Raw genomic sequence first — 15,860 nt, forward strand, 5'->3', positions numbered from 1 at the left:
ATTCAAACCTGGGAGAACCAGTCGTTCACGTCATCCTCATCGATTTTCGCGCGATGGAATTTTTCGTTCCGGTCCAGCGTGACGGTGACCTTTTCCTCGGCGCGCGTGTTGACCACGCGGGTGTGGCCCTGGTCGTCCGTTTTGCCGAAGAAGACCTTGCCGTCCTCGCGCACCTTGCGATACAGCCTGCCCGCCAGCGCCGCGCCGCTGGCCTTGTCCAGCACCTGGAACCGCCCCGCGTACAGCTTCTCGTTCGGCAGCTCCGGCAGCACGCCCTTGCTTTGCTGCGGCCCGGTGAGCTCCTTCTTGCTGGCCTTGAAGGCGATGGTGCCCGGCGCCAGCAGCTCGATATTGCCGCCTTCGAGCTTGAGCGAAGCGCCTTGCGCGGTCAGCAGCACGTGCTTCTTGGCCATCACGTTGAGGCTCGCGGCGGTGCTGGCCACGGTGATGGCGCGGTCCGCCGTCAGCCGCGTCGCGTCGCCCTGGCTTTGCATGCTGACCTTGCCGCTGGCCGCGTGCAGCCGGATGCCGGTTTCCTGGTTGGGCTTGCCGGCGGCGCTGGCCTTCCCGTACGTGAAGAAGCTGATGCCGTCGCGCACCGCGTGCAGCGCGTTGGCCTGCGCTGCGAAGTTGATGTCCTGCGCGGCCGTGATGCTGCTGCCGCCTGCCGCTGCCAGTATCCCGTCGGCCGGCGTGAGCGCGGCGATGCCGGACGGCGCCGACAACTGCAGCAGCGCGTCGCCGAAAGCGGGCGCCTGCCCCGATCCGCCACCTGCGCCACCTGCGGCTCCGCTGCCAGAGCCAGAGCCAGAGCCAGAGCCGGAAGCTGCCTCGCGGCCGGACGCGCTGGCGTCCAGCAGCGTGGCAGTGCGCGCCAGCTGCGCGACGGCGGGCAATTTCTCCGGCGCCGGCTCGGCCTCGCCCTGCGCGGTCTTGATTCCCGCGTTGTGCTTGCGCGCGGTTTCCGCCAGCGACAATTGCAGCTGCTGGCTGGCGGCGGTCTGCGACTGCGCTTCGCGCGCGTCCATCTGCCCGCCCGCAGCGCCGTTGCGCGCGTCGGCCGACAGCAGCAGGCCCTTGGCGGCCCGCAGCGCGGCGCTGTGTTCCGTCTTCAGTTCCGCGCCGAAGCCGGCCGGCTGCAGGCGCTGGTTGTCGGTCTGGTGGCGCAGCTGGCCCAGGTTAAGTTCCGCCGTGCCGGTGTGCGGCTCCGCGTGGTGCTGCAGCGCCACGCGCGGCTGGCCGGCGCTATCGTCGAACACCAGCTGGCTGTAGGCGCCGCTGCCGCCCTGGCTGGCCTGCATGGCCTGGCTCTTGATGCCGGACAGCGCGGCCGCGTGGGCGTGCGCGGCGGCGCTGCCGGGGAACCATGGCGGCGCGTTGCCGGTGCTGGCGCCGGCGCCCTGGGCCAGCTGGTTGTGCTGCGCGTTGTCCTGCCCCTTGCCGTTGTAAACGGTGCCGATGACCACCGGCCGGTCGATATTCCCGTCCAGGAAATCGACCAGCACTTCCTGTCCCACGCGCGGCACGGCGTTGCCGCCCCAGTTGGCGCCCGCCACCGGGGCCAGCGGCGTGGCCACCCGCACCCAGGTTCCCGCCTGGTCGTCGCCGGGCGCGCCGGCATGGCCGTCCGGGCTCGGATGGGACAAACGGCTGTGGCCCGCGTCGCCGCGCTGCCAGTGGAACTGCACCTTGATGCGATGGTCGCGGTCGGTGTGGATGACGGCCCCGGGCGGGCCCACCACCACGGCGGTCTGCTGGCCCTTCACGGTGGGGCGCGGGTGCAGCAGCACGCCGTGGCCGCCGGTGAGGCTGGCGCGGTATGGCACGGCGCTGCGAATGGCGTCCACGCGGTTGCGGTACAGCGGGCGCTCGGCGATGGTGCTGCCCGCGGCGTGCAGGCTGGAGGCCTGTTCCTCCTCGATGGCGGCCGAGAGCACGGCGCGGCCCAGGCGCTGCGCAACGCCGGCGTGCAGGTCCGCGCTCAGGTTGTTATGCATCATGTGGACCACGCGGGTGACCAGGAAGCCGCCGGCCGATGCGTGGTCCTGCAAGGTAAAGGTGGTGCCGGGGGCCAGGGTGCGCACGGTGCCCGCGCCAACGTAGATTTCGCGCGAGGCTTCCAGCGCCAGCAGCTGGTTGCCGGCGATGCGCTGGCCTTGCGCGCGCGAGCTGTAGGCGTAGGCGCCGGGTGCGTCGCTGACGGTCAGCACATTCTCGGCGCTGCCCATCGCCGCCACGTCCCGCAGGTCGCGCGTGCGGTAGTCCCAGCTGCGCAGGCTGACCGCATTGGCCTGCAGGCGCGATTCGCAGCGCCAGCGGTCCAGGCTATCCTCCCGCATCACCGCGCCGGGCTGGGTGAAGCGCACAACAGCCTGCGCGCCCGGCTTGAAGGTGCTGTTGTCGCCCGCGATCACCATCTGGTGGCTGCCCAGGCTGGGACTGCCGGCGTCACCCGTGTGGACGAAATAGTGGAACAGGCCCTCCTCGGCCATCAGGCGCTCGGCGAACGCCAGGTCGCTTTCCTGGTATTGCGTGGTCAGGCTGCGCACCGGGTAGATGCTGCGGTCGGCCACGTCGAAGCGCCAGGACGGCGCCAGCCTGCCCTGCCCGTCCCAGGCGGTGAACACGGCATCCAGGATGTCGAACACCGACTTATCCTGGAATACGCGGCTGTCGCGGTTGCGGGCCAGGAAGGCCGTCCACGGCGCCACCGTCAGCGTGTAGCGCGCCAGGCCGCCGTTGGCGCCGTTGGCCTCGGCCGACACCACGTGGCCGTGGAAAGCGCGCGGCTGGCCGGCCGCCGTGGTCTGCAGCTCCAGCAGCACCGGCTGGCCGATCAGCGCGCGCAGCGGTACGGCCGCATCCTGCGACAGGGCCGACACGGTCAGCGAAAAGCCCCCGCTCAGCGACTCCTCGCCGCGCACGCATTCGGCCAGCAGCCGGTCCGGTCCCAGGGGGGTGGTCAGGCGCACCAGGCGCGTGGCCTGGGTGAACGCGCCTGCAAGAATAGCGGATGAAATTTGTTCCGGCACGGAAAAGTTGCAAACTTATTATGAAGATGCCGCATTAAACCGTATTCGTAGATTTTGAGCAATAGTGTGTTCAATCGTGCGCCCCGTCTCTCGCCTCTACCGGGCTGGCTTTTTCTTGTCCTCCGCAGGCAGGTTTTCGTCGATGTCGCTGGAGGCGGATTTCACGCGCTTGTAGATCAGCGGGCCGACGTTTTCCGGCAGCGCGGGGCCGGTGTAGCGCAGCGCCAGCTCGGCCAGGGCGCTGCTGGTGTCGCTGCCGAAGCCGCTCAGCGCCGTGAAGCGCAGGTGGCGGGCGGTGACGGATTGGCCGAAATCGATGCTTTGCTGGTCGAAGGTGGAGACCAGCGCGCCGCGTTTCAGCTCGCGCCAGCTGGCGCCGTCGTCGCTGACGTGGATGACGTAGTCGCGCACGTCGCCTTCGTGGTCGCGGTGGTTCTGGCGCGGCATGAGCATCAGGCCGGAGAAGCTCACCGGCTGTGGGAAAGCCAGCGCCAGCTCGCGCGCGGCGCCGTTCTTGCCATCCGCGCTCCAGAAGGTGTTCGGGTCGCCATCGATGGCGCTGGCCGCGTCGCGCCCGCCCGCCGCCGTAGCGGCCGTGGCGCCCAGCTTTTTCATCACCTGGGTATCGAACAGCACGGCACGCAGCTGCGCCGCCGTGAGTGCGGTTCGCGGGTTGAAGGCGCTGCCGGCCATGTAGTCGAGCACCGACTTGCGCAGCTGGCGCGCCACCACGCGGCGCTCCAGGCCGCGCTCCAGGTCCACGCTGGCGACCATCAGCTTGCCCTTGCCCACGCTGGCCTCGAACAGCAGGCCAAGCTTGAAGTTGCGGTTCCAGTCGTCCACCGGCTGCACGATGGGCTGCAAGGCAGGCGGCAGGCGGTCCAGGTTCATGGCGCGGGTGGCGACCAGCAGCTCGCTCCACTGCCAGTCGTTGAACGATCCCGTGGGGAACTGCGCCAGCGCGGCGTGGCGCTGGTCCACCCACACGCCCAGCATGCGGCCCCACGCGGGATTCATGAGACGGTTCCAGAACACGGGCACGGTGTCCAGCGGCGGCGAGTTCCAGTCCAGGTCCGCCGCCAGCGGCAGGTAGAGCACCTTGCCGCCCGCATCCAGGCGGGCCTCCGCCTCGGGCCAGCTGTGCGTCACCAGGACGCCGTCCGGCGCCGCCGTGGCCAGCTGCTCCGGGTAGACCCAGACCATCCAGTCGTTTTCCGCGTCGGTGCCGTGCAGCCCGACGACCAGCTTATAGGCCTGCGGCGCCGGCAGCGCGGACAGCGCGGCCCGCACCGTGCCAAGCTTGATGTTCTTGCCGATGGCGATGGATTGCTGCGGCAGCTCGCCGCTGGCGGCAACCTTGCCCGCCGGGTCCAGCAGCTTCCAGTAGGGCCGCGCATTGGCCAGCGGGCGTTCGCCGAAGTGGGCGATTTCCACTTCCGCCGTGAGCGTTTCATTGGACGTGTAAACGCGTTTCAGCACGCGCGCCAGCGGCACGGTCTGGCCGTTGAAACGCCGGAATTCCCCGGCCGTGACGTAGCCTTTCGGCTCCCAGAAGGTGTCCAGCACGCCCACCAGCGCGGTGCCCTGGCCGAGGTAATCGTGCAGGTCCAGCAGCTGGTAGCCCATCATGCCGGGCGTACGCAGGTTGGCCTCGATGTCTTCTTTATAGCTGTTCAGCTGGAATTTGCCGGACGCGTAGGCGAAGTCCTTGTTGCGGTCGGCCATGCCGTGCTTCGCCAGCGAGTCGCGGAAGATCTCGTAGTTGCCGGGCCTGAGGTAGCCCTTGAACTTGCCGATCACGCTGAAATCGGGGTAGGCCACCCACTGGCCGGTCTCATGCGACACCACCGGCACGTGGATGTCCGCCAGCGACTCGCCGTAGTCCTTGCCGAACCAGCCCTTGTTGCCACGCAGCGGCTTGGAGCCGATGCGCTGCATGGCCAGGTAGTCCGTGCCCTCGCCCAGGCCGGGCACTTCCTTCTCGGTGTGGCCGGTGCCGTTGGAGTACAGGCGGCGCGGGTCGGCCGCGCGGTAGTGGGCGATCCATTTGTCGAATGCCTCCTTCCAGCGCCCCTTGGGTTCATTGGCGGGGCTGAACAGCACGAAGGACGGGTGGTTGCCGTAGGCCCGTATCATCCTGTCGGTTTCCTCGTACAGCATTTTGTCCATGGCCGTGCCGGGGGAGACGTCATTCCACATGCCGGGTTCGGGCTGCAGATACAGGCCCAGTTCATCGGCCGCCTGGAAAGCCGCTTCCGGGGGACAGAAGGAGTGGAAGCGGATATGGTTGATGCCCCAGTCCTTATTGATCTGGAAGATCTTGCGCCAGTAGGCCACGTCGGTGGGAGGATAGCCGGTGAGCGGGAAGTCGCCGCCGTGGTGGGTGCCGCGCAGCAGCAGGGGCCGGCCGTTGAGCACGAAATCGCTGCCGCGCGCGGCGATCTGCGCGAAGCCGAAGCTGACTTCACGCGCGTCATCGGCCGCGCCGCCCTTCAGTTGCAGCTTGATCTTGTGCAGCACCGGATGGAATTCGTCCCAGGTCTGCGCCGACGCGGGGAACTGCACCTTGATCTCCGCAGTGCCGCCGCCCTCGCCCCAGCTCACCTTGTGCGCCGCGCCGTTCGCGGTCAGCACGCCGCTGCCCGCGCTGCCGGCCGCATTGCCGATGCGGACCTTCAGCAGCACCGTTTTGTCCTGCACGTTGGGAAAGGCTTGAGCATCGTCCAGCCACACCGGCGTGGTGGCGCGCAATTCGACCTTACCGATAATGCCGTTCCAGCTCATGCCCAGCGAGTCGGACACGCTGTGCGCGTCCGGCCGGTAGGCCATCAGCATGCGGTTGTCCACGCGGATGGACAGGCGGTGCCTGCCGGGCGCCAGCAGGCCAAGGTCGTACGCATGCTCTGCCACCAGGCTCAGATTCTCGCCCACCTTTTTATCGTCCAGCCAGGCGGTGGAGCCCCAGCGGGGCCGCTCCAGGAACAACTGCACGCGCTTGCCCTTCCAGGCCGCCGGCACGTCCACGTCGCGCTGATACCAGGCCGCGCCCAGGTAGTGGCGCGGCGGCTGGGACAGGAAAGGCACTTTCACCTGGCCCGGTGCGGTGTGCGGCTTGTAATCCTCGCGCTGGTCCCAGTGCTTGTCGTACAGGGACAGCACCCAGGGCGTGGCGGCCGTGATCTCGTCGCCCCGGCCCTGCGCCTGCAGGATGCCGGGGACGGCGATCCTATCCGCCAGGTCGCGCCCGTACCAGCCCTGTGCCACGCCTTCGTCGCCACGGTCCATGGCAAAGCGCCACTGGCCGGACAGGTCGCGCACTTCGGCGGCGTGCAGGGGAAGGGCCAGCCAGCAGGCGGCGGTCAGGAAGTAAGGGGAGAATCGGGCCACGGCTAACCTTGGAGACGTACGTTGGATGGCCGATTATGAATCAATCCCCCGCACCCGTTTGCGCATCCTCGTGAGTGTTTTTGCGGTTTTTTCGATTTTTTTCTCAAAAGCTGTCACAGGCGCGCTGCGGCCGCCGTCTTATGAGTATGAAGGCAGCACACTGGGTGTTGCCCTTAACTGAAAAGAGAGACTGTCATGAGTGCACGTATCCCATTTTTTACCCTGGCCCCCGCTCCCCTGAAGGCCATGGTCGCCCTGTCCGGCGCCGTCAAGCAAAGCTCGCTGGGTCCGCGGCTGGTGGAACTGATCAACCTGCGCGTGTCGCAGATTAACGGCTGCGGCGTGTGCGTGGACATGCACTGGCGCGACCTGGTGAAGCAAGGCGCGGACTACCGCCACCTGAACGCCATCGCCGGCTGGCGCGAAGCCCCGGCGTCCTTCTTCAGCGCCCGCGAGCGCGCCGCGCTGGGCTGGGCCGAAGCCGTGAACGCCCTGCCGCACAAGGACGACACCGACGCCGCCTATGGCGAGCTGCGCGAACACTTCAACGAGACCGAAGTGGCTGAAATGGCGTTCGCCATCTCCGTCATCAAGGGTTGGAACATGATCAACCTGAGCCTGCGCAACCAGATCCCGGAAGTGCCGCCGCCAGGCATGTAAGCCGGACCGCGAGCCCAAGCTTATTTTTTGGGGCTGTCGCGCGCCGTCAGCGGGCAAGAGGCCAGCCGGAGGAGGCCTCCGCCAGCAACCATTCATCACTGCCTGGGAAGCGCAGCCATATGGTTTTCCAGGCATTGCGATTGCCGCTGCCGTGCAGATGCGCAAAGCACGGCGGCGATACCGCGTGCTCGCCATACTTGATCTGGTCCGCTTCCACCGTGGCGTAGTAAGGCTGTTTGCGGTTTTTTACTAAGCGCTGAGGGGGGCGGCGCTATTTTTCGGCTTTTACTAAAACCTGCTACCCACTGCTAACCTGGTCCACCGGGCCCGTCTGCGCCGCACCCAGCACGCGCTGCCACCGGCCGGCGTAGCGCACCTGGTAAGGCACGCCGATGTATTCCAGCACGCGCGTGGCCAGATCGATACTGGCGCCGCGCAAAGTCGATCAGGCCGAGGTGGCGGCGTCGCCGACCTTGCGCGGGCGCTGCGGGCGGGCCGGCGGCGGGCCGTCCAGCATCGGGCTGTAGCCGGGGAAGCTCATGCGCAGGATGCGCAGCACGGTGGTGCCGAACTGGCGCGTGAGCGAGCCGGTGTTGTACGGCAGGCGGTACTGCGCGCACAGCGCGCGCACGCGCGGGGCCACGTCGCCGTAGCGGTTGCTCGGCATGTCCGGGAACAGGTGGTGCTCGATCTGGTGGCTCAGGTTACCACTCATGATGTGGAACAGCTTGCCGCCCTTGATATTGCAGGAACCAAGCAGCTGGCGCACGTACCAGTGCGCGCGGCTTTCGTTTTCCACTTCGGCCTTGGTAAACACGTGCACGTCCATCGGGAAATGGCCGCAGAAGATGATCAGATAAGTCCACAGGTTGCGCACGATGTTGGCCACCGCGTTGGCGCCTGCCACATAGAAGAAGAACGGGCCGGCCAGCAGCGGGAACAGCAGGTAGTCCTTGCGCATCTGGCGCAGGATCTTGGCGCGCGTGCGCAGCCACATCGGGCGCAGGCTGGACCACTTCATGCGGCCCTGGAGCACGCGGCCCAGTTCCAGTTCCTGGATCGCGATGCCCCACTCGAAGAACACCGCCAGCAGCAAGGCCCACAGCGGATTGCCCAGGTTGAAGGGCTTCCAGCGCTGGCCCGAGAACAGGCGCAGCAGGCCATAACCCGCCACGTCGGCATCCTTGCCCAGCACATTGGTCCAGGTGTGGTGCTTCACGTTGTGCGCGTGCTTCCACTGGTCGGACGGGCACACGTGGTCCCACTCCCAGCGGCCGGACTGGATCTCCGGGTCGCGCAGCCAGTCCCATTGCGCATGCAGCACATTGTGGCCGATCTCCATGTTTTCCAGGATCTTGGCAGCGCCCAGGGTCAGCACGCCCAGCACCATGACGGGCCAGAAGAAGGCCCAGCCGGCCAGCGCATGGCCCCATTGCGGCAGCAGCGCCAGGCTGGCGTAGATGGCCAGGCGGCCGCCGATTTCCAGGTAGCGGTGGACCTTCAGCAGGCGGCGGATGTAGCGCGCGTCGCGCTCGCCGCGGCTGGCCATGACTTCGTTGCGGATCGCCTCGATCTCGCTGCCAAAGGCGGCGATGTCGGCGGGAGTAAGGTGGGATGGAATAGGCATGGAATTCTCGTTGATGTTTTTACAGCGCCAGCTCGACGTCGCCGACGGCGCTGCAGACGCACACTTGCACGGTGTCGCCCGGCTCGGCGATCAGGTCGCCGTTGCGCAGGTCGCGCACGCAACCGCTCACCAGTTTGGTGTCGCAGCCGTGGCAGATGCCCATGCGGCAGCCGTGCTTGGGATTGAGGCCGGCGTCTTCGGCGATCAGCAGCAGGCTGGTGACGCCGTCCGACTGCGCCTCGGCGGCGCTGCCGGCGAAGGTGACGCGGCCGGGGGCGGCTTCGGCCGTCGCCGCCGCCAGCGGCGCATGGAAGCGCTCCACGCGCAGCAGGTGGGACAGGCCGGCGGCCTGCCAGTGCGCCTCCACGGCCTCCAGCAGGCTGGCCGGGCCGCAGGCCCACACTTCGCGCTCGCGCCAGTCCGGGCAAGCCGCTTCCAGCTGCGCCGCGCTGAAGTGGGCGCCGCCGTCCTGCGTGTAGTAGCGCTGCAGCTGGTAGTGGCGCTGGGTGGTGGCCATCTGCTCCAGCTCCGCGCCGAAGATCACGTCTTTTGCATGCGGCGCGTAGTGCATGTGCACCGTGTCCGGCACCACTTCGTATTCCTGCACGTAGTTGCGCAGCATGCTCATGACGGGCGTGATGCCGCTGCCGCCGGTGATGAACAGCGGATGCACCGGCATCGACTCGGGCAGCACGAAGTCGCCCTGCGGCTCGCCCAGCGGCAGGTATTCGCCCACGCGCACCTGGCGCACCAGGCGCTGCGACACCCTGCCCTCGGCCACCGCCTTGACGGTGACGGTAATGCAGCCGTCCTCGCGGTCCGGCGCGGACGAGATGGAATAGGTACGCGTGTGGCGCTGGCCGCCGATCGGCACGCCCAGGCGCACGAACTGGCCCGGGCGATGGCTGCGCCAGCCGGCGCCGGGGCGCAGGGTCAGCGTGCGGCTGTCGGCGGTTTCCTCGCGCACGGCCACCACGCGCGCCATCAGCGCGTGCGAGGTCCAGAGCGGATTCACCAGCTCCACGTAATGCGAGTGGCGCAGCGGATAGGCAAACATGTCCGCCAGGCTGGCCAGGGAAGATCGTAAAGTCATTGGCATGGCAAATAATAAGGATTGCCGTGATTGTGTACACTTGTACACATCAAGTCAAGCCCCCGTTGCACAATAAACAGGCAATTTTGTCCCCACCCTGTCATAAGCCCGTCACATTTGCCTGCCATGCCCGTGTAAAATGGGGCACACCTGTACACATCGAAGCCATGAGCGAACACGAAACTGAAGAAGGCGCGGCGCGCCCCGAGCGCAAAACCGGCACCCGCAAGGCCTTGCTGCAGGCGGCGCTGACCCTGGTGGGCGAAGGCCGCAGCTTCACCAGCCTGGGCCTGCGCGAGATCGCGCGCCAGGCGGGCGTGGTGCCGAACGCCTTCTATCGCCATTTCCGCAATACCGACGAACTGGGGCTGGAACTGGTGGACGAGATGGGCATTACCCTGCGCCGCCTGCTGCGCGAAGCGCGCCAGATCGACGTCTCGCGCGGTTCCATCCTGCGCCGCTCGGTGCGGGTCTACCTGGACTATGTGAAGGCGAACCGGCTGCAGTTCCAGTTCATCGCCACCGAGCGCTCGGGCGGCAGCCGCATCCTGCGCCTGGCGATCCGCACCGACGTGACCCACTTCACCAATGAAATGGCGCAGGACATCCGCTCGCTTGGCCGCTACCGCGACCTGCCCACGCCACGCCTGCAGATGGTGTGCGGCCTGATCGTCATGACCATGCTGGCCGCCGCCACCGACATCCTGGACCTGCCGCCCGGCCAGCCGCTGCTGGAGGGCGAGATGGAGGAAAACTTCGTGCAGCAGCTGCACGTGATCCTGCTGGGCGCGTCCAAATGGCAGGAGAAGGACGCCCACCAGGCGGCTGTGCTATCGCGGCGAGGCTGACAGCGCGGTTCTCAGCAATCCGGCGCGGCCCGCCACGCATGGCTGCGTACCGGGCGGAGCATGGCCCGATCTCCGATGGAGAAATAGTTCGCTTCCCGAGCACTCTCTATCCTCTATACTTTTCAAATCAATAACTCATGTATCTGCGCCATGCGTATTATCGATTTGATCCATCAATTGCTGCCGGCTGGTACCGACGCAGCCTTCCTGGTAGAAGCGCCCACAGTCGAGGTTCTTAACCAACCAGGCGGTCCGCGTGCCACATTTCCAAGCTATTCATTGTGCCCCATTTGGCCACCGGACCTGTTTGCCGTTATTGGAACCATCATCGACCGCAGCGGCTGCTACACCGAAGCGAGACCTGACCGCAATAATTTGGTGTGGCATGAAGAATTTATCGAAAGTATCATCGCAATTGCGGCGTCATGGAGCGCGTCCATGGTCTTGCCTCCGGAAGATGTGCAATACCTATGGACGCATGTGGTGTCCAATTTTGGGATGCTCCCCTTATCGGAAGTATGCCAAGAACAAGAAGTTGTGGACTATTTGCTGGGATTGTTTGCGATAGCGGACGAGGCATGCGCAGGAATGGGATGGGATGAACTCCCGACACATCCGCACACGCCCTTCTCGCTCAACGTTATCAGGACTGCCCTGGCTCCGGATTCGCGCGATCCCTATCGCTTGCCTTATTGGCCAAGATCGCTATGTGGAATGGTATCGCCGGACCACGCAATTGTGTTGCCGAAATCTATCACCACCACCAAAGGCTGCACTATCCGCTCGCTAAGTCACCACCTGGCCTTGCTTCCATGCCGCACCACCCTCGATCCTTCCTGGTTTCTCGTTTCCAGGCCTTTACAGGCGGCCCCTCATGACACCATGCGCCTGCTACTTATCCCATTTCCCGACCAGATCCCCGATGATTGTTTCGAGGTCAGCTTTCCGCGCACTCCTCTAAGCAACGGCACGTCCTACGCGGCATTCTTCAGACTTCATCAGCATTGGCTGGGACGGAAGGGACAACCACGGATGACCGGTGCGGCGCTGGCAAAAAGAGTCGTGCTACCGTTGATTCGTCAAGCTTGCAAAGCATCCGGCGGCGTGGTGCCGAACGGCATCGTATTCCCCGAGTGTGCGCTGTCTCCCCAAGTGGCTCAGGAATTAGTCCAGGCGATCGCTGACACTGGAATTGAGTTTCTGATTACCGGCGTGCTTGAGAAAGAGCCGGAGACCGGCCACTGGCTGAACCAAGCCCGCACCTATGCGATAGTAGACTCTCAAAACGTACTGTGCCGCCAACAAAACAAGCATCATCGCTGGCGCGTTGACCAATCGCAGGCTGACGCCTATGGCCTCAACTTTGACACGGACCAGAGCAACCACCAATGGTGGGAGGATATCGATATTAGCCGGCGCAGCTTGCCGTTCTATGCGCTTAGCCGCGATATGTCCATGGTGACGCTGATATGCGAAGACTTGGCCCGCATGGATCCGGCAATGAACGCCATACGCTCGGTTGGACCGAACTTGGTGGTTGCCCTGCTGATGGACGGGCCACAATTGATTTCCCGCTGGCCAGGCCGCTACGCCGGAGTCCTGGCGGATGAACCGGGATGCGCAGTGCTATCGCTAACCTGTGCTGCCACGGTCAACCGTTCGAATGCCACCTACGTGAAAAACAACCCTGCCGCCGCGCCGGCACGCATCGTCGCACTTTGGGTTCAGGCTGATGGCCGTAAAGAGCAACTGTCTCTGGACGACGGAGACATGGGCGTGCTGTTACAGCTGCGGTGCGTTCCAAAGCATCAAACAACGCTGGACAACCGATCCGACAGGTCCGCTTCGCGAGAACTGCAATACCTGTCCCATATGTCACTCGGGGTATAATTCTTGCGTGACCGTCAACTTGCTGACCGCGTACAGGCAGGCTACACTGGTTTGAGGGAGAGCAGCAATGTCAAAAGTAAAGATCAATTTTCGGGCTAAGGGGCGTGCCGTGTCCGCATCGGAAATGGCTGCCATGCGGACGTTCGAGCAACTGCATGGCATCACCGGCAAACTTCCCACCGACGAGGAAACCCGTGTCCGCATGGCTGAGCTGAAAGCTGCAGCATTGGCTGCACAGCGTAATATAAATGCCGCCGAATCGGTGCAACGGGTCAACGTGCTGGCAAGCGTGCCGGAGAAGGCAAGCGAGGCACAAGCAGCTGCCCCGCTCCGCAGAACACCCAGCAAAATGCAGGCACCCGCCGTTAGCGTCAAGACAATGGCGCGTGGAAAGCGCGCCGCATAGCACGGCGCAGTCTATGCCGGACTCGGTGTCTAGCGTTTTGCTGAAGTAAGCTATCCCAAAATAAATCAACGCCTGGAGCCGGCCCAGTTTCTCATACTGGCGCCCCGAGGCGACATATGAGCAAATACAATCGCATCCAATACCGCCAGGTTTTCAATGTCCGGCCGTCTCGATTGGACGGACATCAACGCCTGTCGCAACAGGTCCTCGATCAATAAATAGCGTCCCTCATTGCTGAGAACATTCGCTGAGATAGGCAGTACCGTCCCGAAAAAGTTCTGCCAGCGCGAATCCAAGGGCACGACGTTGCGCGCCAGGCCGCTGTTGACCAGAATATTGCGAATGGAAAAGCGGCCCCTGTAGTTTGACGAAACGGCCGAGCGGAGAATCCTCATCGCTGTTTTCGAGGCTGGATAGCCCGCAGGCGAGGTACTGCCACCAGAGATCGTCCAGCGTCTGAACTGGCGAGGTTTGGAGTTCGAGCCGATTGACAGCATTAGGGACGTCGCTAACCGGTGGCAGATTCAGCACAAGTTCTGCGACCGCCGCCATGGCGCCATCCGGAATGCGGTACGCCGCTATGGATTTATTGCCGGTTCGCCTCTTGCTCCGCCAGGACGGACTCGCTATATTCCGTAGTGCCTGTTCACAGCGGGCTGCGATCTCAGGTTCGCCGCGCGTCAGAGCATTCGCGTGCAGTGCCTCGATTTCTGGTTTTGAGAGCAAACGGATCCGGTCATCAGTCCAGTCAACTTTTCTTTTTTTTTCTTGCATAGCCTTCGAATCCCTGCTCCTGTATTTAATACAATCTCCACTAGCTGTCGAAATATAGCACTGGGATCACCAGCTGCAAGTGCAAGGCCGGCAGTCCGGATGACCCGTCCGTGGCGGACGGCGTGGCGGCATGGCACAAAATGAGGGGGAATTGTCCTTTTAATGCGCTGGGCTGCTTTTATAATGCGGCCATCTCAAGCACGGTTTCACAGGAGCGATACTCGCATGGCGAACAATTTGCGCGGGCCGCGCACCATACTGGTCCAGACCACCATCCCCACCACCACGGACGACTGGTCCATTGCGCGCTTCAGCCTCCTGGTGCGCCTGCTGGCGGAACAGCGCGACGCGCAGGGGCAGCCCGCCTTCAAGGTGATCGCCAGGGACCGGGACCCCGGCGATGGCCCCGACAGCGTGCTGTCGCGGCTGGGCCAGGACGGCATCGACGTCCTGTGGCTGATGGCAGTCGATACCGGGGCCGGCCTGCATGCCGGGGAATGCGAGGCAATCGAGCGATTCCGCCGCCGGGGCGGCGGGCTGCTGGTGGCGCGCGACCACATGGACCTGGGCTCCTCCGTCTGCGGCCTGGGCGGCGTCGGTGCCGCGCATCACTTCCACACCGTGAATCCGGAAGCGGACCCGGACCGGCAAGTCAACGACGATACGGCAACCGGCTACATCCACTGGCCCAACTACCATTCCGGCCGCAACGGCGACTACCAGGAGCTGACGGTGGCCGGCCCGGTGCATCCCGTGCTGGCCGATCCGGCCTCGCCCACCGGCGCGATCCGTTTTCTACCCGCGCATCCGCACGAGGGCGCCGTCAGCGCGCCGCAAGACGAACCGGCCAGGGTGATCGCCACCGGCAGGAGCCTGGCCAGCGGCGCGCAGTTCAACCTGGCGGTCGCCTTCGAGCGCAGCGAGGAGCACGGACGCGCCATCGCCCAGAGCTCGTTCCACCATTTCTGCGACTACAACTGGGACACCGCCGCCGGCTGCCCGGCCTTCGTCAGCGAAGCGCCTGGCGACGGCATGGCCGGCAATCCTGCCGCGCTGCGCGACGTACAGCGCTACGTGGTCAACGCGGCGCACTGGCTGGCAGGCAGGTAGCGCCGGCATCGCTGTACACCAGCTGTCCCGGCAAGCACGTGGTTTTTTGATTTTTTTAGGCGAGGCAGCAGTGACAGCCAAAGTAGCACTGGTGGTATTCCCCGGGTTTCACATACTCGACTTGTCCATTCTTTCGGTGTTTGGCATTGCCAACCACTTCGCGCCGGGCAGCTATGCGGTCGACATCGTCTCCATGAGCGGAGGAATGGTCAGCAGCATGTCCGGCGTGGGCGTGCAAACCGCCGCCTTCGGCGAGCAGCGTTACGACACGGTGCTGGTGGGGAGTTCCCCCGCCATCCCGGCACCCTGTCCCGGTTTGGTGGAAAGGCTGCAGGCGGCCGCGCGCAGTTCGCGCCGCATCGCCAGCATCTGCACCGGCGCCTTCATCCTCGGCGAGGCGGGCGTGTTCGACGGGCGCTCCGTCACCACGCACTGGGGCTTCGCCGAGGCGCTGGCGCGCCGCTTCCCGGCCGCCAACGTGGTGCCGGACAAGATCTTCATCCGCGACGGCCATATCTGGAGTTCGGCCGGCATGACCGCCTGCATCGACCTGGTGCTGGGCATGGTGGAAGCGGACCTCGGCCACGATGTCACCAAGAAGATCTGCCAGACCATGGTGCTCTACCACCGCCGCTCGGGAGGCCAGAGCCAGTTTTCGCTGCTGGCCGAACTCGACCCCAAGCAGGAGCGCATCCGCCGCGTGCTGACCTTCATCAAGGACAATCTGCGCGAGCCGCTCAGCGTCCAGCAACTGGCGGACCTGGTCAACTGGAGTCCGCGCCATTTCAGCCGCGCCTTCCAGACCGAGACCGGCATGTCGCCCGCCAAGGCGATTGAAAAGCTGCGCGTGGAGGCGGCGCGCGCGCTGATCGAAAGCGGCCATGCGTCCGCTACGCGCATCGCCGCCCAGACCGGTTTTGGCGACGACGAACGCATGCGCCGCGCCTTCCTTCGGGTGCTGGGCGAACCGCCGCAAAAATTCATGCGCCATTCCCGCTCGCCGAACATCTCCCTGAGCATCTAGAACGGCGGC

At 65.1% G+C, this 15,860-nt stretch carries 12 protein-coding genes; 6 read left to right on the top strand and 6 right to left on the bottom strand.

Going from position 1 to position 15,860, the window contains the following annotated elements:
• Nucleotides 1-2: 2 nt before the first annotated feature.
• Both ASC94_RS14745 and ASC94_RS14750 read right to left on the bottom strand, forming a co-directional pair.
• Nucleotides 3-3,032 (bottom strand): type VI secretion system Vgr family protein, encoded by a 3,030-nt coding sequence (locus ASC94_RS14745; RefSeq protein WP_229417275.1) that lies wholly within the window; start codon nucleotides 3,030-3,032, stop codon nucleotides 3-5.
• A gap of 96 nt (nucleotides 3,033-3,128) precedes the next feature.
• Nucleotides 3,129-6,419, bottom strand: a complete 3,291-nt coding sequence (locus tag ASC94_RS14750) for a discoidin domain-containing protein (protein WP_056396071.1) — start codon at nucleotides 6,417-6,419, stop codon at nucleotides 3,129-3,131.
• 195 nt (nucleotides 6,420-6,614) lie between these two features.
• On the opposite strand from ASC94_RS14750, the gene ASC94_RS14755 reads away from it, so the two are divergent.
• Nucleotides 6,615-7,079 (top strand): carboxymuconolactone decarboxylase family protein, encoded by a 465-nt coding sequence (locus tag ASC94_RS14755; RefSeq protein WP_056396074.1) that lies wholly within the window; start codon nucleotides 6,615-6,617, stop codon nucleotides 7,077-7,079.
• 298 nt (nucleotides 7,080-7,377) lie between these two features.
• On the opposite strand, the gene ASC94_RS32625 is transcribed toward ASC94_RS14755, so the two are convergent.
• From ASC94_RS32625 to ASC94_RS14765, 3 genes are read right to left on the bottom strand one after another with little or no spacing between them, the layout of a single operon-like run.
• Nucleotides 7,378-7,518, bottom strand: coding sequence for a hypothetical protein (locus ASC94_RS32625; RefSeq protein ID WP_157201457.1), 141 nt, complete (start codon nucleotides 7,516-7,518; stop codon nucleotides 7,378-7,380).
• A gap of 6 nt (nucleotides 7,519-7,524) precedes the next feature.
• Nucleotides 7,525-8,706, bottom strand: a complete 1,182-nt coding sequence (locus ASC94_RS14760; protein WP_056396077.1) for an acyl-CoA desaturase — start codon at nucleotides 8,704-8,706, stop codon at nucleotides 7,525-7,527.
• 19 nt (nucleotides 8,707-8,725) lie between these two features.
• Nucleotides 8,726-9,799, bottom strand: coding sequence for a ferredoxin reductase (locus ASC94_RS14765; protein WP_082616531.1), 1,074 nt, complete (start codon nucleotides 9,797-9,799; stop codon nucleotides 8,726-8,728).
• 167 nt (nucleotides 9,800-9,966) lie between these two features.
• Here ASC94_RS14765 and fabR point away from each other — a divergent pair, with 167 nt between their 5' ends.
• From fabR to ASC94_RS32635, 3 genes are all read left to right on the top strand, one after another.
• Entirely contained in the window at nucleotides 9,967-10,647 is a 681-nt protein-coding gene (fabR, locus tag ASC94_RS14770; protein WP_056396084.1) for an HTH-type transcriptional repressor FabR, read from the top strand.
• 150 nt (nucleotides 10,648-10,797) lie between these two features.
• Complete coding sequence (locus tag ASC94_RS32630; RefSeq protein ID WP_157201458.1) at nucleotides 10,798-12,537, top strand: hypothetical protein; 1,740 nt, start codon at nucleotides 10,798-10,800, stop codon at nucleotides 12,535-12,537.
• A 67-nt stretch (nucleotides 12,538-12,604) separates the two neighbouring features.
• Nucleotides 12,605-12,943 carry a hypothetical protein gene (locus ASC94_RS32635; protein WP_157201459.1) on the top strand — a complete coding sequence of 113 codons (339 nt, stop codon included), beginning with the start codon at nucleotides 12,605-12,607 and terminating at the stop codon, nucleotides 12,941-12,943.
• 228 nt (nucleotides 12,944-13,171) lie between these two features.
• Here the strand turns inward: ASC94_RS32635 and ASC94_RS32640 are convergent, their stop codons facing one another.
• Nucleotides 13,172-13,717, bottom strand: coding sequence for a hypothetical protein (locus ASC94_RS32640; protein ID WP_157201460.1), 546 nt, complete (start codon nucleotides 13,715-13,717; stop codon nucleotides 13,172-13,174).
• A gap of 225 nt (nucleotides 13,718-13,942) precedes the next feature.
• On the opposite strand from ASC94_RS32640, the gene ASC94_RS14780 reads away from it, so the two are divergent.
• Both ASC94_RS14780 and ASC94_RS14785 read left to right on the top strand, forming a co-directional pair.
• Complete coding sequence (locus tag ASC94_RS14780; RefSeq protein ID WP_056396089.1) at nucleotides 13,943-14,827, top strand: hypothetical protein; 885 nt, start codon at nucleotides 13,943-13,945, stop codon at nucleotides 14,825-14,827.
• A gap of 70 nt (nucleotides 14,828-14,897) precedes the next feature.
• Nucleotides 14,898-15,851: a GlxA family transcriptional regulator gene (locus ASC94_RS14785; RefSeq protein WP_056396091.1), complete on the top strand. Its 954-nt coding sequence runs from the start codon at nucleotides 14,898-14,900 to the stop codon at nucleotides 15,849-15,851.
• The last annotated feature ends 9 nt before the right edge of the window (nucleotides 15,852-15,860 follow it).

The organism is Massilia sp. Root418, assembly GCF_001425265.1.
In the GTDB taxonomy this organism is placed as follows: domain Bacteria; phylum Pseudomonadota; class Gammaproteobacteria; order Burkholderiales; family Burkholderiaceae_D; genus Rugamonas.

What these genes read in the sequence shown, in the direction of transcription:
- ASC94_RS14755 (WP_056396074.1), top strand. Translation starts at nt 6,615, where the DNA reads ATGAGTGCACGTATCCCATTTTTTACCCTGGCCCCCGCTCCCCTGAAG.
- ASC94_RS14760 (WP_056396077.1), bottom strand. Translation starts at nt 8,706, where the DNA reads ATGCCTATTCCATCCCACCTTACTCCCGCCGACATCGCCGCCTTTGGC.
- ASC94_RS14765 (WP_082616531.1), bottom strand. Translation starts at nt 9,799, where the DNA reads ATGACTTTACGATCTTCCCTGGCCAGCCTGGCGGACATGTTTGCCTAT.
- fabR (WP_056396084.1), top strand. Translation starts at nt 9,967, where the DNA reads ATGAGCGAACACGAAACTGAAGAAGGCGCGGCGCGCCCCGAGCGCAAA.
- ASC94_RS32630 (WP_157201458.1), top strand. Translation starts at nt 10,798, where the DNA reads ATGCGTATTATCGATTTGATCCATCAATTGCTGCCGGCTGGTACCGAC.
- ASC94_RS32635 (WP_157201459.1), top strand. Translation starts at nt 12,605, where the DNA reads ATGTCAAAAGTAAAGATCAATTTTCGGGCTAAGGGGCGTGCCGTGTCC.
- ASC94_RS32640 (WP_157201460.1), bottom strand. Translation starts at nt 13,717, where the DNA reads ATGCAAGAAAAAAAAAGAAAAGTTGACTGGACTGATGACCGGATCCGT.
- ASC94_RS14780 (WP_056396089.1), top strand. Translation starts at nt 13,943, where the DNA reads ATGGCGAACAATTTGCGCGGGCCGCGCACCATACTGGTCCAGACCACC.